Source organism: Aquabacterium sp. A7-Y (genome assembly GCF_026153205.1).
Classification (GTDB): domain Bacteria; phylum Pseudomonadota; class Gammaproteobacteria; order Burkholderiales; family Burkholderiaceae_C; genus Caldimonas.
Window position 1 is genome coordinate 44,009 of the sequence record NZ_JAPFBW010000008.1, and the last position, 21,095, is coordinate 65,103.

Annotated in this window: 8 protein-coding genes; 4 read left to right on the plus strand and 4 right to left on the minus strand. The window is 66.2% G+C overall.

Annotated elements, in window-relative coordinates; genetic code table 11:
• Positions 1–397: 397 nt before the first annotated feature.
• Complete coding sequence (locus tag OOT46_RS08855; RefSeq protein ID WP_265403238.1) at positions 398–901, plus strand: hypothetical protein; 504 nt, start codon at positions 398–400, stop codon at positions 899–901.
• Between the two features lie 18 nt (positions 902–919).
• Here OOT46_RS08855 and OOT46_RS08860 read toward each other — a convergent pair whose 3' ends face one another.
• Positions 920–1,483: a GNAT family N-acetyltransferase gene (locus tag OOT46_RS08860; RefSeq protein WP_265403239.1), complete on the minus strand. Its 564-nt coding sequence runs from the start codon at positions 1,481–1,483 to the stop codon at positions 920–922.
• Between the two features lie 284 nt (positions 1,484–1,767).
• On the opposite strand from OOT46_RS08860, the gene OOT46_RS08865 reads away from it, so the two are divergent.
• From OOT46_RS08865 to OOT46_RS08875, 3 genes are all read left to right on the plus strand, one after another.
• A complete protein-coding gene (locus tag OOT46_RS08865) occupies positions 1,768–2,529 on the plus strand; it encodes a hypothetical protein (protein WP_265403240.1) in 762 nt (253 codons plus the stop codon).
• Positions 2,530–2,928: 399 nt separating this feature from the next.
• Positions 2,929–4,233, plus strand: a complete 1,305-nt coding sequence (locus OOT46_RS08870) for a S8 family serine peptidase (protein ID WP_265403241.1) — start codon at positions 2,929–2,931, stop codon at positions 4,231–4,233.
• A gap of 216 nt (positions 4,234–4,449) precedes the next feature.
• Positions 4,450–4,887 (plus strand): YciI family protein, encoded by a 438-nt coding sequence (locus tag OOT46_RS08875; protein ID WP_265403242.1) that lies wholly within the window; start codon positions 4,450–4,452, stop codon positions 4,885–4,887.
• Between the two features lie 232 nt (positions 4,888–5,119).
• On the opposite strand, the gene OOT46_RS08880 is transcribed toward OOT46_RS08875, so the two are convergent.
• The 3 genes from OOT46_RS08880 to OOT46_RS08890 are packed head-to-tail and all read right to left on the minus strand — an operon-like array spanning position 5,120 to position 20,959.
• Positions 5,120–5,416 carry a hypothetical protein gene (locus tag OOT46_RS08880; protein WP_265403243.1) on the minus strand — a complete coding sequence of 99 codons (297 nt, stop codon included), beginning with the start codon at positions 5,414–5,416 and terminating at the stop codon, positions 5,120–5,122.
• A gap of 52 nt (positions 5,417–5,468) precedes the next feature.
• Positions 5,469–5,711, minus strand: coding sequence for a hypothetical protein (locus OOT46_RS08885; RefSeq protein ID WP_265403244.1), 243 nt, complete (start codon positions 5,709–5,711; stop codon positions 5,469–5,471).
• Positions 5,711–20,959: a LysM peptidoglycan-binding domain-containing protein gene (locus OOT46_RS08890; protein ID WP_265403245.1), complete on the minus strand. Its 15,249-nt coding sequence runs from the start codon at positions 20,957–20,959 to the stop codon at positions 5,711–5,713. Before OOT46_RS08890 ends, OOT46_RS08885 begins: the two co-directional genes overlap by 1 nt.
• Between the last annotated feature and the right edge of the window lie 136 nt (positions 20,960–21,095).

The window sequence follows — 21,095 nt, forward strand, 5'->3', positions numbered from 1 at the left end:
CTGCTCAATCCGAAAGGCTGCAAACGTCACGGCACCAGGTGCTCGCCTCACCTTGCACGGGAAGAGGCGCACCTTTCAATCGCAGGGAAAGTGCCGCAGCATGGAATCGATTCCACGACAGAAATGCTAGCCATTGCGGGAAGACCGGCAATCGAACTGGTAACAGCGGCGCGCCCCGAAATCGGAAAGCGGCACCGCGTATCTCGCCGGCCGAGCCCCCGACCACATGGCCCGGCCCGCGGCTGCCCCCCCAGCCAGGGGGACGCAACCAATCCGGCGCTGCTCTCTGGCTACACTGCCCCGGTTCCAGACACGCACCGGCCCTCCGTCACGACACCTCAGGCAACTTGCGCCCACGCCAACCCGGGCACGTCGAAGTCCGGTCAATCTCCATACGATGTCCAACACACAGCAACTGATCGGGCTGACTGTCGCCGCCACGGGGACCCTGCTGGTCCCGGTCCTCGGCGGCAGATTTTTCCTGCTGCCATGGGTGATCCTCTTGCTCGGCGTAGGCCTGATGGAATGGGTGGTGCTTGCCCTGTTCGTCGCCTTCTTCGGGCTGTTCGTTTTGTGGACCTATCTCTTCCATCTGCGCGAAGAGCGCTACAAGCGGCTCTATCCGGTCTTCCAGGCGGCACCGATCCGCACCATCACGATGCCGGACGATTGCAGCTATCGACTCCACATTGCCAAGGCGCGGGGCGGCTATGCCATCGGCATCGAGTACGACATGGAGGTCGACGGGACGCCGATGACCCACCAGACGCGGTGGCGCGACATCTACGCCGACTATCCTGCCGCAGAGCGGGCGGTTCTTGTCGGACTCTCCAGCCTTGTACCGCCGCGTCACGCTTCCAGGCTGCCGCAGGACATCGCCCCGGGCTCCGACAAGACGTGAGGCACGGCGGGAGCGGCATCAATCGGCCGGATTGATCCGCGACGTCAGGATGTGGTCGGCCCACTGACCGTTGATCTTGAGATAGGCGCGCGCCCTGCCTTCCTTTTCGAAGCCGAGCCGCTCCAGCAGGCGCCCGCTCCGAAGGTTCTCCGGGTGGTAGTTCGCCATGATCCTGTGCAGCTTGCAGACGGAAAACATCGTCTCGATCGCCACGGAAAGAGCTTCCTTCATGAACCCTCCCCCCTCGAACCCGCGGTCCAGCGAGTAGCCCAGTACGCAGGCCTGAAAGGCACCGCGCACGATGCTGGTGAAATTGCACTCGCCCACCATCGCCTCGTCTCCCGGCAGCCGGAGGATGAGATGGACCGCCCTGCCGGCGGCCATGTCCTCCTCCATCTGAGCCAGCCGTCCCGCCAGGTGCTCCGCGGTGAAAAAAACATCGTCTCGAAACGGTTCCCATCGCCGCAGGTGCGTCCGGTTGTCGATCTGGTATTTCAGGAGGGCGGGCACGTCGGACCGGCCTGCTTTGCGCAGCACGAGCCTGGAGGTGGTCAAGACGTCGGGAAAGCTGTCTGGGCTCATTGAGGAACCTCCGTGCTGCGCACCGCGGTGCGAGCCCCTTCGGGCGGCCGGGCGGGGCTCATGCAAGGCGGTGTGCAGAAGGGCGGGAGGGAACACGGCAGATGTAAAGCCGGCGCCAGACATTCTGGCACCGCCCGGCACCCAAGCCCGGGCAGGCCCCTCGTCGGCAGGCCGGCCTGCACTTGGCGAAGTATCCCTGTCGGCCGATGGCCGGAACGATAATGCCGGCTTTTGCTGTCGGTAAAAGCCTTGGCCTTGAACCCTCCCACCGCCTCAACCTGCCCATGAAACGACCCGCAGCCGCGCTCGCTCTCGCTTTCGCCGCCGTGGCCGCACCGCCCCTTGCAGCCGCCGCCCCGAGCGGTGTGCTGCAGCCCGGTCACTATGTCACCGAAGGCGGCTGGGGCCATCTGACCTTGCAGCGCAGCAAAGGGCGTCTGCTGGACTTCTCCATCAGTTCGGTCGGCACCAACGCGCACACCTGCGAAGTCGATGGTGAGGTAGGCAGCCGCGGCGAGACCACGCTCGTCGACGACGGCCCTGAGCCGCTGGACCAGCCCTCTTGCAAGCTGAGCTTTCGGGCGCGCGGCCCGCATGTCGAAGTGCGCCACAACGGGGCCGACAGCTGCCGCAACCATTGCGGCGCGCGAGCGCGCTTCGACGGCCTGTACCTGCAGCCGCAGCCCGGCTGCCTGCCCGCGCAGCGGCGCAAGGCCGGAGCCGACTTCAAGCGCCTCTACGATGCCAAGGACTATCGGCGGGCCCGGGCGACACTGGAGCCGGTGTTCAAGAGCTGCGCGCAAACCATGGACCGGTTCGAAACCGGCTGGCTGCGCAACGACCTCGCCCTGACGCTTTACAAGCTCGGCGACCGGGCCGGCTGCCTGCGCTTGCTGCAGCCGCTGGCGGCCGATGCGGCGAAGAGCGACACCGAGCTGCGCGAGGCATCGACGGAGCCGATGCTCGTGGACAGCCTGATCGACATCCTCCGCGCCACCCGTACCAACCTGCGGCTCTGCGAGGCACAGGGCCGCCCTGCGCCTTGAGGCCGGCGTCCGCTCCGTACAGCCCGCCACACACCGGAACGCCGGAGTGATCCAGTCACGATCTGCACCCTGACCCTTGGGTGAGGTCTTCGCCCGGAACCCTCGCCGGAGCGACTTCCACTTATCAAGGACAAGCGGCCCGGCATGCTGGGCCGCTTGTCCTTGAATGTCCACCGTGCAATCGGCGCGCAGCGAGCGCGTCCGTCACACGGCCCATCCGGATGGGCCGTCGGGCTTTGCATTGACGCTCGCTGGTGTGGTCGTGCCTTCTTCCACCTGTAGCGACACGGAGAGAAAGCCATGAAACTTGCCTTCTTCAGTTCTGCGTTGTGCGCAGCCCTCGGGCCGCTGGCCGTACATGCCGCATCCGATCTGTCCGCGGCCGAGGCACAGCAGCAGATGAGCAGCGCCGCCATGGCGAAGCTCGAGCGCGCAGCGGCCCGACGTTTGCTGGCCAAGTCATCCAACGAGTTCATCGTCGAGTTCCATGCGCCGGTTGCCATGGGGGCCGCGAGTGCGGACGCCGCCGCCACCCTGCACACCAAGCGCAGGGTCTATTCGCACGTGAAGAAAGCCGTCGAAAGTGCGTTGTCCAAGGGCGAGTACGAGATCCTGACCGACTATGACGCCTTGCCGATGCAGTTCGTCCGCAGCAAGGATCGCCGAGGGCTGCTGAAGCTGCTCGATGACCCCAATGTCAAGGCCGTCTACGAAAGCCGCACCTATGCACCGGTCCTGACCCAAAGCCTGCCCCTCATCGGCCAAGTCGACGCCGTGGCCAGCGGGTTCCGAGGCACCGGAGCCACGGTGGCCGTGCTGGACACCGGTGTCGACTACCGCCGTGCTTCGTTCGGCACCTGCACCGCCCCCGGTGTACCGGCCAGCTGCAAGGTGGTTGCCGCCCTCGATACCGCCGCCGACGACCGCCAGCTCGACGACCGGCAGAGCATGCACGGCACCAACGTGGCGGGCATCGTCGCCGGGGTGGCGCCCGGTGCACGCATCGCGGCACTGGACGTGTTTGGCCGCAACGGCCTGGCCCGGTCTCAGGACATCACGGCGGCCATCAACTGGGCGATCAGCAACCAGCAGCGGTACAACATCGTCGCGCTCAACCTGAGCCTCGGCGATTCCTCCAACCTGAGCAGCGAATGTACGGCGTCCTGGGCCACCCGGCCCTTCGCGGAAGCCAGGGCCGCTGGCATCCTGCCCGTGGTGGCGGCGGGCAACAACGGCTACACCGGCGGCCTTTCAGACCCGGCCTGCGCTCCGGGTGCCGTCCGCGTGGGCGCGGTGTACGACGAGAACCTGGGGTCGATCAGCTGGTCCAATTGCACCGACCGGTCGACCAGGGCGGACAGGGTCACCTGCTTCAGCAACAGCGGTCCGCTGCTGACGCTCCTGGCGCCGGGGGCTCGGATCTCGGCGGGCGGCGCTCCCGAGCTCACGATGGGCGGCACGTCGCAGGCCGCGCCGCATGTCGCCGGAGCCATCGCCGTGCTGCGCGCGCCCGGCGCCGCCCCTGAGGAGGACGTCGATGCCACGGTGTTTCGCCTCACCTCGACCGGCACACCGGTCACCGACCACCGGAACGGGCGCATCACACCGCGGCTGAACCTGACCGAGGCCACGCGATCGATCCATCGCGATGCCGCAGCGCGCGCCGCCGAGCAGCCTGGTGCACTCGACATCCTTCAGCACTGAACTGCGAACTCGGTCCGACCTGCGCCTGGGCCCTGGCAGCCTCGGTGCCGGCGCGCGAGAACGCAGCGACAGGTCCGTTCAGGGAGCGTCAGGCCGAGTGGGCTACCGCCCTTCTTCAGAAAATTCGACCGCCACTGTCGAAATCGACCGGGCTGGATCGTCGTAAGGTTGGAGCGCGACTGTTCCGTTCCCTCAACCTCACGCAAGGAGACCGACATGCGATTCATGGTGCTGATCAAGGCCGACCGCAACAGCGAAGCGGGCGTGATGCCCAGCGAGCAGCTGCTCACCGAGATGGGCCGCTTCAACGAGGAGCTGGCGAAGGCCGGCGTGCTGGAGGCCGGCGAGGGCCTGCACCCGAGCTCCAAGGGCGCCCGCGTGCGCTTCTCGGGCCAGGACAGGACCGTCATCGACGGGCCGTTCGCCGAAACCAAGGAGCTGATCGCCGGCTTCTGGATCTGGAAGTGCGCCTCGCTGCAGGAGGCGATCGCCTGGGTCAAGCGCTGCCCCAATCCGATGGAAGGCGAGTCCGAGATCGAGATCCGCCAGGTCTTCGCCCCGGAGGACTTCGGCGACGCCCTCACGCCGGAGCTGCGGGAGCAGGAGGAGCGCCTGCGCGCGCAGGGCGCCGGGCAGACCAAGCCGGCGGTTTGACAGGTCCCGGTGTGTCTTTTCCCCAATCACGGGGGCAGGCACGCTGGCGAAGTTCTAGCGTGGTGATCCCCCTTTCGGCCGCTGGAGCGATCAGGCCTAGACAACATGGTTGCTCGCCGAGCGGCGAGGGGTTTGCCTCCCGTATCGTGGATTGCCGAGCCACATGCGGCAGGACAGGCCAGCCGCTCAGCGAGCAACCATGATGATGTCTAGCCGCGTTCTCTTGCTCAGCCTATGCCGCACGTCGTGCCGCGAGCTGACGCGCTACGTCTGAGTCACGTTCGCGTCGGCGATCCTCAATCCACTTCTGGGTGCCTTCCGAATCTTCCAGAATGTCCGATGTTGTCGCGCCCCCCAGCCTCAGCTTGTCATTGGCAGCCAACTGCACGCCACCACGCATGGAGTACGGCTTGGTATCGCTGAACAGTTGAACGATCTGGTTGAACCGATCGCGCGTCTCCTGCGCTTGCAGTTGCTCATCGATGGGGTGGCCGGTTTGGGTGAGGTGGACACGCGGACAGGACACCAAGCCGGGCACCCGATGCCAAGGACCAAAAGCAGATCGGGCAATGGACCGCCGATCAAGTGGTGTATCCAGCCTCTTTCAGATAGTGGGAAATCAACGCGTCGATTTGCTCGTCTGGAAATTCGTAGCCCCTACTGGGGTTCATCCATTTCCAAATAGCCACTGAAGCAGCCGGACTTATGTCAGGAAACTCATCTGCAAGAATGTCCCCTAATTCCCGAGCATCAATCGACCGATCCTCCCGCATCAATTCTCTAAATAGCCTTGAGGCAGGCACTCCGGCAACTAAATCTTTCATCACGGTGTGACCTTCACAAAACGGGGCAGATACGTCTTTATCGGCGCATTCACAACGGTTGGCGGCGTAACGATATCAAATCCGTAGTTTGCTAAGAATCGGCCTGTCCAAGTGCCTCTCGCAGCAGGAAGCTCTCCAATCTTGTAGCGCATGCGCTCATAGTACCAATAATTGGTGCTGACTTCCTTCGATCCCTTCATCCACAGGGCGTCAAACTGCTTGACCTCGAGTCCCTCGTCGTTCAGCCGCTTCATCAAACTTGCAGCCATGTCTGTGCCTGACCCGTGTGTAGCACCGAGATCCCGCTTGGCTCGGATGTCGAATGACAGTGTTCCATTTTTACTAATTCTGGCATGCAGACCATGGGTCGTTGGATCTCCATATTCGAAACGAAATTCCCCATCTTTAAGAGGCACTTTAACAAATCTATCACTTACATCAACCCGGGCCGTCGGGGTAGTGCCCCCCGCCGCAGGCACAGGAGGCCCGTCATTTGCACCCATCCGCACGAGTTCATTAAAACCGGATGGCCTATTTGTATGCAATTCACTTTCTGCCAGCATTGCATCTGGCCGCTCCAACTGCATGCTTCTGATCGTTCTGGCGTTTATACGAGGCGTCGCCGCAGCTCCACGCATCCCCAACCCCAGCGTGAGAGCAGTGGTAGTCAAGCCAATCGCGCTGTCACCGAGCCTGCCTGCCAAGGTACTGGGCGGGAAGATAAACGTGTCGTAAAAAGCCTTGAAGGTCGGGTTTTTCAGGTTACCACTGAGCAAGGATTCATCAGCCCAATCACCATTGCGATTGCCGAAGTAGTTGTAGGTCCTCCCACCTTCTTCAAAGGTGCCCCCGAGGTCTTTGGCAAGCCCATTCAAGAAATCTTTGGCTCCCATGTACTCTTGGTACGAACCGAAGTTGCCTGTTTGCGATATGGCCCCAGAAAGCGACAAGGCATCTTGGAAAGTTTTGCTCACATTGGCTTGAGCGGCTTGACTGAGCATCGTCAAAGCCCTGCCTACGACCAGGTCGTCATCCACCTCCTGACGATCCAAAGCCAAGTTGCTTCGGATGATTTCGGACATGGTCTTGCCTTCCGGATTGAAGCCCGTGCTGCGCGGACGGGAGGCAAGAAACTTTTCATAGCTTTCTAGGATTGCTGCTTTCTCATGCTCGCCCAGGTAGCGTGCAACCTGCATGTCATTGCTGCGGTCCACCGGCAGTGTTACACCATCGCCAAACGCTCCCACAAAGCCTGCGAACACTGGTAAGTCCATCTGGTACGGTGCGCCTACCCGTAGTTCGCTACGCGCGATGTCCCTATCGGCGTAGAGAGTTGATACGCTTTCCCCACTCACAAGCTCGGCAACAAGGCCATCCCCCAACGCCTGTCCAAAGCTCTCCACGGCCACTGCCGCCCAGTTCGCCCTCTGCCCCTGCAACAACCCGCGAACACCGCCCCCGATCGTTCCGCTGATGGACGACCGGACAATGCCGCCCACGGTATCGTTCGCGACCCAGGCCTGGGCCGCCTCCGGTGACAAGCCCCTGGACTGTGCCGCCGCCACCTGTTCCCCGCCGATGAACTTGTTGACACCGTAGCTGACGGCACCGCCCACCGCCGCCGCGGCGACCCCCTTCCAGTCGAACTTCTTCTGCAGATCGGTGGCGACGGCAATGCCTTGCGTCATGGCGTTACCGGCTGCGCTGCGCAAGGCCGCCCCCTGCCAGCCGCCAACGCTGCCCAGCATCGTGCTCGGCCCCATCGCTGCACCCACACCCGCTCCGATGGCGCCCATCGCGACACCCGACCAGGAGAAGCTCTCGACATTGCCCATCGCCATGCCGGCCAACTGGCTGGCGGCAGATCCGACTGCTCCTGCCGCCACGGCGGTTGCGGACAGGCCAGCCCCCAACGTGGTCGTGCCCGCGGTCCACAGCGCTTGAAGGCCGGTCGTGACTCCAGGCGTCAACGCACCGGCGGTCAAGACCGTTGCCACCACCGCCACGACGATCATCACGATGATGCCCAGCGCGCCACACCCCCCTCCGGGCGGCTTCGGCGCAGCCGGCAGCGTCGGGTGCATATCGCCCATCGCCTCGTTCGGGTCGTAGACACGGAAGGTGCCGCTGTTGTTGTGGATGTTGGCGACCTTGGGCGGGATGGTCAGCCGTTGCCCTTCGACCAGCGTCTCGGTGCCGGTGAGGCCGTTGGCGTCGGCGATCAGGTACCACATGGCCCGGTCGCCCCACACCGCCGCGGCGATCGTCTGTAGCGTGTCGCCCGTCTTCACCGTGTAGCTGATCGGCACGTTCTTCGGGTAGTCGGCGCCGATCGGTTGGTAGTTCTGGTCGAAGTCGGCGCTGAGGATGGGCCTCCAGCGCTTGTAGTCGGGCTTGGCCTTGCCGCGGTCCGCCAGGGCCTGCACGTAGTTGGTCCAGCTCGGGCCGTCGTTGCCGACATCCCCCACGCGCACGCCGTTGACGTAGTAGTAGCGGTGGCGGCGGTTGTTGAAGCCGCCTTGCACGACCTCGTCACGACGCAGGATCAGGCCCTGCGCGTCGGTCACGTGCTTGAAGCGACGATCCTGCTGGACGTCGATCGCCGCCTTGACGTGGCCGTTCACGTCGTACTCGATGCTCGCGTAGCCTTTGCCCCAGGCACTGTTGCGGCCCTTGAGCGTCGGGTTGTAAGCCTGGTTGGTGATCGCGAACTGCTTGGCCTCGTCCCAGTACTCGTAGGCGTAATAGGTGTTGACGGTGGTGGGCTTGTCGCCGGAGCCGACATGCTCCGTCCTCGCCAGCTCGCCTGCACCGTCCGCGCTGGCACGGGAGACCGCGCCGGCGTTGTCGATGTTGCTCGTGCTGTCGGTGGTGTCGGTGTTGTCGCCGTAATAGAAGTACCGGGTGGTCCCCTGCGTGTCCGACTGGTACTTCACGCGGTGGTCGTCGGTGAACTCCGTGATGCGGCTGTACTCCTTGTTGTCCGGGCCCCATTCCTTGTAGCCCGTGACCCGTCCCGCCAGGTCCACCGCGCGGCTGGCACCCAGGCGCCGGGGCTTGCCGCTTTCGGTGACATGGGTGTCGGCGAGGTAGCCGTCGGCCGTGTAGAAGTACTCCTCCAGGCTCCCGTTGACGGCGTTCCTCGCCGAGGTGCGCTGGCTCGCGCCGTTGTAGGTGATCCCTACACCCTCGCGGCCCAGCTCGATGCGCGCGGCGGTGTCGGTCTTGGAGGTGGCCGCAGGACCGACCAGGGTGCCCATCGTGACGTTGAAGCGGTTCAGCGCGTCGTAGGTGTACCAGAAGTCCTGCACGCGCCGGTCGCCATGGTGGCCGTCGTGGTAGTAGCTGTTGACGTGCCGACGGTTGCCCGCCGCATCGTAGTCGTAGGTGATGGTCGCCTGGGGATCGGTGATCTTGACGACGCGGTTCAACTCGTCGTATTCGATCCTGGCGCCCTGGTAGTTCTCCAGCACGGGGCCGGTCGGGTCGGCCGGGTCGCGCAGGTAGAAGTAGCGCTCCAGCGTCCGGTTGCCCGCCTTGTCGTACTCGTAGCGGGTGTAGGCGCCGGTGGCCTTGTCCCAGATGCTCTCGATGTAGCCGTTGGCGTAGTAGCTGAACGCGATGTTCTGGCCGGTGCTGCCAGTCTGGCTCGTCACCGAGCCCAGGCCGTTGTAGCGGTAGGTGAAGCTGTGGTTGCCGAAGTCCTGCTTCCAGGCCAGCCGGCCGAACAGGTCACTGCGTTCGATGATCTTGCGGTTGACCGCGTTGGTCGTCGTCTTTTCCCAGCCCCCGACCTGGGCACCGGCGTTGCCGACGATGTTGCTGAGATACCTGTAGTCGTAGCGCGTCAAGGCGCCCGCGAAGCTCGCCGCCTTGGTCACCCGGCCCAGGCTGTCGTAATACGTCTTCTCCGTCTTGCCCAGGGCATTGGTGTGGGTGATGCGCTGGCCCGCCGCGTCGTAGCTGTAAGCCTCGATGGCCCGGACCGCCGTGCCGCCGGCGTTGCCGTACGAGCCGGCCTTGCGTTCGGGGCTGCGCATCTCGATGAGGCGGCCCATCCTGTCGTAGAGGTAGTCGGTGCGGCCGGTGTAGTCGTTGGCGTCGATGGCCAGTTCGTTGAGGCTGTAACGCCGCTCGCCGAACACGTCATAGCCGTAGCGCTTGCTGCCATAGGCGTGCCGCTCGGCCGTCAGTTGCTGGCCTTCCCCGCCGGCCAGCCAGGTTTGCGATTGGGTATTCTGGTTGGCGTCGGCCACGCCGATGAGCCGGCCGGCCAGATCGTAGTGGTTGCGGGTGGTCGGGCGCATGCGTTCCCGGAAGCCGTTGGCGTGCACGACCGTGGTCAGCGGCGCCAGCTGCACCGTCAGCCGGCCCGCGGTGTTGTAGGCGAAGTCGGTGACGTTGCCGCGGCCGTCTTGCTCCCGGCTCGCCTCACCGAAGGCGTTGTATCCGTAGTGCCGCTGGATCTGGTCCGTCGACGGTTCGTCCGGTCCCTCGATGATCCAGTCCAGGCGCTCGGCGCTCTGGTTCGCCGGCTCCAGGGTGAAGGTGCCGAAGGTGCGCCCCAGGTTGTTGTTGTTGGCGTCAAAGGCGTCGTAGTAGCACTCGTAGGCCTTCTTCCCGCTGGTGGGCCGCGGAATGCTGGCCAGGCTGACCCTGAATTCGCCTGCCACGGCCTGGGCGGGAAGCTCTTGGTACGGGCTGTCGGCGATCTGCTCGCGGTATCCCATCACGAGGCGCACCGCCGATTTCTGGTCCGAAGGCAGCGAGATGCGCAGCAGGGCCCGCAGCTCTTCCTCCTGCGCAGCGGTGACGCGCTGGTCGGCGCCGAGCGACACGGTCGCCGCGGTGCGGTTGTTGAGCAGCGTGCCCGCTTCGTCGCTGTAGGCCTCGACGATGAGGTCGTAGCTGTAGGTTTGGCCGGAATAGGGCGCGAGGAAGCCGGCGTCCCATGCCCAGCGACCCAGGTGATCCGGCTCCCGGATCTCTTGCCAGTCTGAATAAGCTGCGCTGCCCGCGGCGCGGTAGCGGACCCGGACCAGACGCGTCTGCGCACTGGGCGTGAAGCGAACCATGTCGCGCAGGTCCTCGTACGCGGTCAATGCTGGAGTGACCCAGGGGGTGCCCGCCCCGTCAAGCCCGCCGAACAGACGCGAGCGCTTGAGGACGGTGCCATTCGCATCGACAGCACGCAGGTCAAACTCGTACTTCTGCCCGGCTGCCATGACATCCCAGGGGAACGCGAACCAGCCCGGCGTCCCGGCCCCCAAGGGCTGTTGCACCTTGTCAGCCGTCAGCTGCACCCAGGCATCGTTGCTTCCCTTGACGCGATAGCGCACCACGAGATTGCGCGCTCTCTCGTCCTGGCCGACGACGTGCATCAGCTTGTCGCTGGTCGCGAATGCGATGCCCGGTCCGCCCCTTCCCTCGACGCCTGTGCTCAACCGATCGACAAAGGGCCCTATACCGTCGGTCAGGTGAGTGGCCTGCCATGTCTGGCGATTCACCACCTTGTTGTCGGGGGTCATCGCCAGGTAGAGGAACTCGAAGTTGTTCCCGCCGACGGAGGGCCAATCGATGGTATAGCTGCCATCGGCGTCTTTCCACACCGTGCGAGGTCCCGACCAGGGCAGCGTGGCGTTCGGGCGGGTGAAGATCAGCAGCTTGTCGGCCTCCGACGGCTGGCCGGTGAAGCGCATCACTTTCGGCAGCACCCATCCGCCGGTCTTCTGCCAGTTGTACGTGGTCACCGATTCGTTTTCGAAGTACTCGATGTGCCGCCAGCTGTCCGTCGGCACCCTGACTTCGGCGAGTGGCTTGCGGCCAGTGTCGAGGTTCTTGTTGACGCGGTAGGAGACGTAGTCGATCGCCGCTTCGTCTCTGCCGAGGAGCATCTCGAACACCCGCGTGCCGCCTGATGCAGGCACGTTCTGCGGACCCACCGGCCCTCTGTTAACGGCCCCCCAGCTCGTGTTTTTCACGGGGATAGGGTTCACCTCCCTCCACTTGCCGCGGCTATCGACGACCCAGCCCACCACTTCAATCGTGACGTCACCCGGACCCAGGTACTGCGTATCCGGAATGGAGATGGTCCCTTTCGCATTGAAGATGTATATCGGAGGGGGGTTAGGGCGATCGAAACTCTTGAAGTTGGTCCACTGATCGACATGAATGAGATCGCCCCTGCTGATCTTCACATCGCTTCCCACCACCGGCGTGGCGATGTCGGGCGTCCCCTTGGGCCCCACCTGCAGCGATCCCTGGCCGCCGACGAACACCGACTGCCCGACGGTGTTGGCATCGATGCGCACCGTCTGGCGTTTGCCGCCCATCGCGACCTGGTAGGTCGAGCTGACCTGGTTGCGCGCGTCGTAGATGTAGTAGGTCTGGTCGGTGTCGGTGCGCGCCGTGGCGTCCTTCAGGCTGGTGTTCGACAGGTCCGAATGGCCCGACAAGGTCAGCACCGCGTTGCCCGCCCTGTCGTGCCCGTGCAACTTGACGATGCCGTCCGAAGCGCTGGTCTTCCAGGCCCGGCCGGCCCGATCGAACTCGGCGAACTCGTGCCACCGGCCGTTGGCCCCGCCACCGTTGGTGCGCCGGCCCGTCAACTCGCCGAAGCTGTTGTAGCGGGTCTCCCTGTAAGTGCCGGTCGCCTCGTCGGTGTTCTTGATCTCGCGGTTGAGCGCATCGTAGACGTAGTAGGTCGTGTCGTTGACCTTGACGCCGTCCGCGTTGATGCGGTCTTTCAGGATCTTGCGCGCCACGTTGCCCGCCGCGTCGTGACGGTACTCCGTGACGGCGTTCGCCGCGTCGGTCTGGCTGATCATCCAGCCGTTGCGGTCGTAGCTGTAGCGCGTGATGCGGTCGTCGGCCTCGGTGTTCCCGTCCTTGCCGCGGCGGATCTCGCGCCGCACATTGCCCAGGGCGTCGTACTCGCGCTCGGTGGTGGGCCGCACCAGCGCTCCCTCGAAGTCGGTGAACTGCGGCTTTTCCTCCTTGACCTGCCGCCCGAGCTTGTCGAATTTCCAGTCGGTCACGGCCCGCGTCGCATCGGTCTTGCGCGTGATGTTGTTCAGGCCGTCGTACTCGTAGGAGGTGACCGCGTCGGCCTTGGCCGGCACCGGCTTGCCGGCCCCGTCGAAGGTGGCGGTCTCGACACCCTTGCGCGTTTCGCTGCGCACCCGGTTCAGCTTGTCATACGCATAGACCGTGATGCGGTCCTCGGCGCTGGGCTTCAGATAGGCCGCCCGGGTCAGCTCCTGCAGCGCTGTCTGGTCGCCCACCGTCAAGCCTTGGAGGGCGTTGGCGTAGCGCGTCTCCTTCGACACGTTGCCCTGCCCGTCGTAGTCCCATTTCACAAGGTAAAGCGCGGCGTCGAGCTGGGCCACTTTGCGCCCGGCCCGGTCGTAGTAGAGCCGGGTGACATTGCCGTTGCCGTCGATCTGCTTCACTGCATTGCCCGCCGTGTCGTAGACGGTCTGGGTCAGCAGCTCCCCGATGTAAGACCTGTACTTCCCCTCCTTCCGCTGCGCCTCGACGGGTGGCTCGTACTGCCCATAGCTCATGTTGGGGATACGGCTGCCGGTTGGCCGCCCCACCTTGTCGTAGCTGTAGAAGACCTCGCGGTCGTTGGCAGCGTCGGCCAGTACGTAGACGACCGCGGCCCCCGCCGCAGGCGCCGTGGTCAGAATCTGGGGCTGGGCCGCCGGGCTCAGGGTCGCACCGCCGGACAGCTGCACCGCCTTCGCATGGGTCTTCTGGGCGATCTTGTTGCCGGCCTTGTCGTAGCTGAAGGTCGTCAGCACGCCGGCCGCATCCACACGCGCGGTCTGCCGCCCCAGCGTGTCGTGGTAGTACAGCGTGCGGCCACCTCGGGCGTCCACCGTCTCGACGATGTTGCCGTGCACGTCGTAGCGGGTCGCGATCGTCGGCCTGACCCTTGCCTCCTGCCGCGACGCCCCGTCGTAGACCGGCGTCTCCTGGCCGATCTGCTTGACCTGGCGATCCAGCCGGTCGTACTCGAACTCGGTGATGCGCTGCTCGTACAGCCCGGTCGCTTCGATCTTGCGCCGCAGGTTGCCGCGCGCGTCGTACTCGTGGGTCGTGACCACGTCCGCCATCTGGGGCTTGCCATCGCCACCCAACACGGGGTTGCCGGCGGCGTCGAGCCGGACGGCCTGCTCCGGCGCGGTCTCGGTCTTGACCCGGCCGTTGCGGTCGTGGGTGTAGGTGAAGACGCCGCCCACCTTGTTGGTATAGCGCCACTTGTTGCCCAGCGTGTCGTACTCCGTCTTCTCGACATAGCCGGCCGCGTCGGTGATGGTGGTCTGGCGGTTGAGCTTGTCGTGCCCGATGCGAGTGGTTTGGTCCAGCTGCGGGCGCCGCAGCACGTACACGCCTTCGGTCGGCGGCGCGCTGACGATTGCCGGCGGGCGCGTCTCGCTCAGGACGTGGACCGACTTGTCGCCGGCCACGTCCACCCGGTTGAAGTAGCGGGTGATCGTGTCGACCGTGCCGAAGGCGGTGTAAGTGGTCTCGACGACGGCGCCGTCGGGGTTGACGTGCAGGATGCCCTGATTGCGGCGGTCGAAGTAGAAGTAGCCGACGTTACCGTTCGGGTCGGTGATCTTGACGGCGTTGCCGAAGGCGTCGTACTCGGTGCGGGTCGCGCCGCCCTGGGCATCGATCACCCGGGTGACGCGGCCGGCCGCGTCGAACTCCTGGGTGGTGCTGTACAGCTGGTGCAAGGCGGCCTTCTCGTCCGCACTGAGCTCGGCCGCCCGCCGGGCCCCATAGCCGGCCAGGCCCGCGCGGACGCTTTTGGCCCAGGCGCTGTCGGTCTCGGCCAGCTCCACGCCGAGCGGACTGATGATGCGCTCGCGGTTGCCCATCCTGTCGAGCACGTAGCGGGTCACCACCGCCGCGGCGCCGTCGCCGCCGCGTGTTTCGCTCTCCAGGCGGCCGGCCGCGTCGTAGCCGTAGCCGGTGCTGCGCTCCGCGCTCGTGCCCAAGCCTTCCTTCAGCTCCTTGAGGCGGCCCGTCTCGTCATACTTGCGGAGGGTGATGCCCTCTTCGGCATCGTGCACCTCGGTCAGGCGCCCGGCCCTGTCATACACGTTGACGCTGCGTGCGTCGCGTTCGACGTCCGCGGCGGCGGCGCGGAACACCCAGCTCTTGCTGGTGGCGCTGGGGGTCGCGCCGGGGTCCAGCACCTCCGGCGCCTGCTCCGCGGCGAAAGCACCTTCCAGTCGCCGCGCGTAGCGGGTCGTTGTCTTGACCCGGCCCAGCGCGTCGTACTCGCGCTGGATGACGCCGTTCTCGGGGTCGATCGTGAAGATCTCCCGGTTGCCACGGTCGTAGACGCTGCGGCGCACCTGGTCTCTGGCGTTGTCGGCGGCGACGGTCACGGTCAACAGTCCGTTGACCACCTTGGTGCCGGTCATCGCCTGGGCATAGCGCCGTGTCTCGGTCACGTTGCCGTTGCCGTCGTAGCGGCGCTGGGTGACACCGTTCAGGGCGTCGACACTGAAGATGGCGCGGTTGGCCGCGTCGTAGAAGGTCTGCTCCGTCTGGTCGTCGGCGTCCTGCACGATGTAGGGGCCGACCGGCACCGGCGCGCCGGAGGCGATGACGGCCGGCGCCGCGAAGCTGACCAACTCGGCCGACACGCCGGCAGGGTTCGCCACGGGCGCGAGGCCGCCCTGCAGCGCCTTCTTGTAGCGCGTCTGCTTGGTGAGGTTGTTGCTCGTGTCGTACTCGCGACGCGTGAGGTAGCCCAGCGGGTCGATGCTGTGCGTGAGGCGACCATCGCGGTCATAGATGCGGATCTCGACCTGGTTGCCGCTGTGGCTGGCGTAGTTGGCATTCGCGGCCGCCAGTGCCGCGGTCAGATCGTCCCGGGTCGTCGCCAGACCGAGCCCGGTCAATGAGGCGGCCGGGATGCGGTCGGCATAGGCGGTGCTGCGGCTGAGGCGGCCCTCGGCGTCGTATTCGTGGCGCCGCACCGCACCGGTGGCGTCCACTGTCCACTGCAGCCGGTTTTCCGCGTCGTGAACGTAGCGGGTGACCTGTCCCCGCGCGTCGGTCCTGGCGCTGACGTTGTCGTTGGCGTCGTAGGTGTAGGTGGTTCGCAGCGCGAGGCTGTCGGGGGCCGCGATCTCCTCGACACGGCGGCCGAAGCTGTCGTAAACGTACTCGGTGACCCGGGGCTGGGCCGAGCCGGCACCTTCGGTGACCCGCTGCACCCGGCCGCCGAGGTCGACTGAATATTCCGTGCGCAGGGCCAGGCCCTGAGGGTTGTCCGGCGGGTTGCCGGTCTTCCAGTCGGGGCCTTGCTTCGGATCGACGGTGATGGCCGTGACGTGGCCGTTGAGGTCGTATTCGGTCTGGGTCCAGACGCCGCTGGCGTCCTTCATCCACACCGCCTGGCCCTTGGCGTCGTAGCGGTAGGTGGTGGTGAGCTTGAGCGTGTTGGGGTCCACCACCCGGGTGAGCACACGCCCGGCGGCGTCATAGCTGGTGCGGGTGATGGTGCCCCGCCCGTCCTGCGTCTCGAAGACGCGGCCGGCAAGATCGTAGCTGGTGATGGTGCGCGTCGCCAGCGCGCCGGTGGCCTCGACTTCGACGCGGGTGGCCGTGAGGCGGCCGTCGCGGTCGTAGTCGTATTCGGTGCGCGTGCGCCCGTCGCTGATGCTGACCACCTCGCCGAAGGCGTTGCGCTCGGTGACCTGCCGGATGCCCTCCAGCGTCAGCAGGGTCATCTTGCGGGTGGCCGGGTCGTAGCTGGTGGTGGCGGAGCGCTGCAGCCCGTCGGTGCTGGAGACAACGCGGGAAAATGCGTCGTAGCTGGTGCTGCGGGTCGCGCCAAGTGCGCCCGTGACGCTGATCTGGCGGCCGAGACGGTCATAGCGGGTGGTGGTCACACCGCCGCGCGCGTCGGTGTGCTGCCAGACGCGGCCGAAGGCGTCGTAAAGCGTTTGCGTGCTGCGGTCCTGATCCCCCCCGAACTCGCCCTCGATGCGACGCTCCAGCAGGCCACGCCGGTTGTAGCGGTACAGGGTGCTCTGCTGCACCGACTGCTCGCCGTCGCGCAGGTAATCGAGGCGGAAGGTGAGCTCGCCGAAGGCGTTGTAGCTCTGGCTGCCGAGCAGGCGGTTCTGGGCGTCGTACCACGCGGTGAGCAAGCCTTGGCGGTCGTAGACGCGCCGTTCGGTGTCATGGGCGCCCTGCAAGGCGGCGACAGCCGACTGGACCGCGCTCCTCAGGCCGCCCGCACCGATGGCCGTGGTGGCCAGGCGCGCGCCGTAGCGGGTTTCGCGGACCTGCTGGCCAAAGCTGTCGTAGCTGTACTGCGTGACCTCGCCCAGCGCGTTGATGCTGTGCGTGAGGCGGCTTTCGGCGTCGTAGTAGAAGACGGTCTTGTCGCCGCTGCCGCCGGCGTTGGGGGTGACAGTGGCGATGCGCCGGCCGGCGGCGTCGTAGCTGTGGCGGGTACCCCATTTTTGCCAGATGGCCTCGATCTGGGCCTCGGTGGCACCGGCGGGGAGCGCGGCGAGCGCCTTGTGACCCTCGCCGGACAGCTCGGCCACCAGGCGGCCTTGCTTGTCGTAGCGGCTCTGGCGGGTGCGCGCGATGGTCAAGCCGACGCCGCGGGTGGTCTGCACCACCTGGCCCATGATGTCGTACTGCAGCTCGGTGACCAGGGCCTGGGGCTGGCCGCGGTCGCGCGTCGCCTCCCGCACCAGCCGCTGCTGCTCGTCGTAGTTGAAGGCGGTGAGCTGGTCGCTCGGGTCCTCGGCAGGGGCCGCGGGTACGGCGGAAGGCGCGGTCTCCTTGTAGCTGACGCGCCGGGCGTGGCGGATCTCGCCGGTCTTGTTGCCGGCCCCGTCGTACCGGTAGGTGGTGAGCACGCCGAGGTGCGCACCCTGCGCAGGGTCGTGGCTCTCTGCGTCGAAGCGGGTGGTGAGCTGGCCGCGGGCGTTGTAGAAGTAGGCGCTGAGCGTGTCGTTGGCGGGGTCGGCGCTCGGGCGCAGCTGGGCGAGGCTGCCGCTGGTCCGGTACTCACTCGGGCTCGGCTGGGCCCAGCGGCGGGTGAGGACCAGGCGTCCAGCGGCATCGTAGCTGTGCTCCGTGAGGTATCCGTCGCCATCCAGGGTGCCAAGCAGCAGGCCGGCATCGCTGTAGAGCTGGCGCGTGCGCCGGTCGTCGGGATGGTCTTCGACCACCGTCGAGCCGAGCTCCTCCAGCTGAAGGTCCAGGACCCCGCCGCGGGCCTTCGCGCTGAACGAGCTGAAGACCTCGGACCGCAGGCGGGTGGCCCACCGGGTGGTCTCGACCAGCCGTTGGGCGCCGTCGTAGACATGGTCGACCACGGCGGCGCTGTTGCCGCTGCTTTGCAGCGTGCGGGCGAGTCGGCCGGCCTGGTCGTAGATCTGGAAGTGCAGGATGTCCTGCAAGGTGGCCGGCGGGCGGATGTTGAGGCCGGTGGCGGTAGTCGTTGCAGCCGCCACTTCGCTGACGTGGGGCTTGGCGAGGACCAGGAGGGAGTCGGTTTGGCCGGCCAGGGTCGGCGCCTTGCGCACCACCACCCGAGCGCTGGTGGCATTGGCGGGAGCGGTGACGAAACCCCACAGGCGCTTGTAGCTGGAGAACTGCTGCCCGCCGGCCTTCTCGGCGTTGTTGATGGTGCTGCCGCCGCTGGGCACGACGGCCGAGCCGATCGGCTGGCCCTGGACATCGTAGAAGACCACCTCGAGCGAGACGGCCGCACGCTGGGCACCGGTATACGCGGACACCTCGTAGCGCTTGCCAGCGCTGACCAACAGCGAGGACGAGCGCAGGTAGGCGGACACCGCGGCGGTACCGTTCTGGCGCAGCCACAGGGTGTTTTCCCCTTCGAGCGTCCACGCGGGGTCGTTCTCGCCGAAAGAGAACCCGGTGGCCGAGCCGTCGCTGTCGGGGTTCCAGCCGCTCAGGGGGGCGTCGATCTGGTTCGCGGGCAAGGCGGCCCCGCTGGGGTCGGCGGCCAGCGCCTTCAGCACGGCCGGCGACAAGGGGTTGGCGTAGCGCCTGGTGCCGGTGAGGCGGTTGTTGCGGTCGTAGAAATATTCAGTCAGTGCGCCTTCACCGTCGACCTCGCCGATCTTGCGGCTCGCGGCATCGTAGAGCGTGTATCGGGTGGCGCCCGTGGCGTCGCTCACCTTGACCAGCCGGCCGAGCTTGTCGTACTGGTAAGTGGTGGCGCCGAGCAAGGGCGTGGCCAGCGAAGGATCACGCTGCTCGGTCTTGAGCAGCCGCCCCGCTTCGTCAAAGGCGCTGACCTGGACCAGCCCGTTGGCCAGCGTGACGCTGGTCTGACGCAGCGCATCGTTGTAGACCGTGAGCGTGTTCTGCCCCAGCGGGTTGGTCTGCCGTACCAGGCGGTTCAGGCCGTCGTACTGATAGCTCGTGACATGGCGCTGCTGCAGCTCGGTCTTCTGGGCGGCGCTCAGCAGCCGGGTCGCGTCGCTGCCGGTGGCGCGCAAGGCCTCGCCGTTGCCGTCCACATAACCCAGCTCGCGGCGCCGCGCCAGGGCCCAGTCGGTATCGCGGTTGGCGAGCTCGTCGCCACGCGCTTCGATGTTCTGCAGCAGGTTGCCGGCGGGGTCGTAGACGTACTGGGTGACGCTCTCCTCGCCGTTGAGCAGGCCGGCACCAGCCACGTCGAGCTGGCTGTACTGGGTCATGCGGCTGAGCTGGCCCCGCACGTCGTAGGCGTAGTCGGTGCGCTGGCCGAGCGCCTTGTTCTGGCCGCTGGCCCAGCTCTGCAGGGTGGCGAGGTCGTTGGCGCTGCCGCTGTAGAGACCGCCACCGTGCTGCAGCGTGGTCACACGCTGGCCGATGCTGTTGTACTGGTGTTCCGTGACACGGCCGTCGGCGTTGACGACAAAACGCAGGTGCAGCTTGCTGTCGTAGACGTAGCGGCTGATCATCGGCTCCGCCGGCAGCTCGGCGCCGTCGCCGTCGGGGTCCACCCGGCGGTAGCGGGTTTCCTTCAGCAGTTCGTTGCGGCTGCCATACAGGCGCTCGACGACCTGGCCGGCCGCGTCGCGCTCATAGATGCGGTTGCCGTTGTTGTCGTACTTGTAGTGCGTGACCTGGCCTTGCCCGTCGCTGGTGGTCAGGACGTTGCCACCGCCGTCGTAGCTGTAGCCGGGGCTGGCGGTGGTGGTGCCGACCGCGGGGCCGGTGATGCTGAGGAGCCGGCCGGTGCCGCTCTCGTAGACCAGTGTCGTGCGCTGGCCGAGCGCGTCGGTAATCCGGGTGGTGTTGGCAACGGAGTAGTCGAAGCTGGTGCTCAGGACCTGGCCGCCGACGCGTTCCTTGACGGTCTTGATCCGGCCGTTGGCGTCGTAGTCGAAGTCGAGCAGGCTGCCGTCGCTCTGCTTGAGGGTGTCGAGCCGCCGGGAGGTGGCATCGACGTAGGTGTAGGTGGTGACGTAGGTGTCGGCATCGCTGACCGCGTTGTCCTGCGGGCTCAGGTCCACCGTCACGCTGCTCAGCCGGTTCGCCGTGTCGTACCCGTAGCGCACCCGCGTCTGCGTGCCGGCGCTGCTCACCGTGCGGATCTGGGTGATGTTGCTGGTCTTGCCAGCCGTGCCGTCGTAGTCGATGTAGACGGTCTCGCCGCTGGCCGTCTTGACCTGGCTGACCAGGCCGCTGCCGTTGTAGCCCACCGTGAGGCTCTTGCCGTCGAGATCGGTGACACTCTTCAGCCGGGCAGCGCGGCTGGCGGCGTCCGTGACTTCGTACAGTTCCTTGAGCTGGCTGTCGCCGTCGGTCCAGGTCCAGGCCGAGCCGTTCCAGGCGAGGGTGTCGTAGGCCCCGCCGCCGTCCCGGCTGACATACGAGTTGCGCGTGGCGTCCCAGTGGTAGACGGTCTCGCTGCCGTCTTCTCCGATGCGCCTGACGGTATTGTCCGTCGCGTTGTAGCCACTGATGCGACGGCTCAGCCCCAGCCGCCAGTTGTCGCCGTTGTCGTGGTCGGTCGTCGCCTGGCTGTTGTAGCTCCTCAGCAGCGCGACATCCGGGCCAACGCCCACCAGCCACTCGTCCTGCTGCAGCACGATCAGATTGCCGCTGCCGGCGTTGACGTACACGCGCTCCCCGGAGCGGCCGCCCGGTGCCTGCCCCAGCTGCCCACCGGCGCCCAACAGGCCCAGCGAGGTGTTGAACAAACCGAGACCCTGACCCGCGACGATGGCTGTCATCTTCATTTCCCCTGTGCGCCCTGGCCGCGGTCGGGCCCGACGCCATTGACTGACGTTTTTGTTGTCGGAGGAAGTCGACGCAAAGCTGCGCCCCAGCCCCCGGACCGAGCGCAGTGCGTCCGCTTGCCATCCGCTT

Coding starts and splice junctions, on each gene's coding strand:
- OOT46_RS08855 (WP_265403238.1), top strand. CDS start 398: ATGTCCAACACACAGCAACTGATCGGGCTGACTGTCGCCGCCACGGGG.
- OOT46_RS08860 (WP_265403239.1), bottom strand. CDS start 1,483: ATGAGCCCAGACAGCTTTCCCGACGTCTTGACCACCTCCAGGCTCGTG.
- OOT46_RS08865 (WP_265403240.1), top strand. CDS start 1,768: ATGAAACGACCCGCAGCCGCGCTCGCTCTCGCTTTCGCCGCCGTGGCC.
- OOT46_RS08870 (WP_265403241.1), top strand. CDS start 2,929: ATGAGCAGCGCCGCCATGGCGAAGCTCGAGCGCGCAGCGGCCCGACGT.
- OOT46_RS08875 (WP_265403242.1), top strand. CDS start 4,450: ATGCGATTCATGGTGCTGATCAAGGCCGACCGCAACAGCGAAGCGGGC.
- OOT46_RS08885 (WP_265403244.1), bottom strand. CDS start 5,711: ATGAAAGATTTAGTTGCCGGAGTGCCTGCCTCAAGGCTATTTAGAGAA.
- OOT46_RS08890 (WP_265403245.1), bottom strand. CDS start 20,959: ATGACAGCCATCGTCGCGGGTCAGGGTCTCGGTTTGTTCAACACCTCG.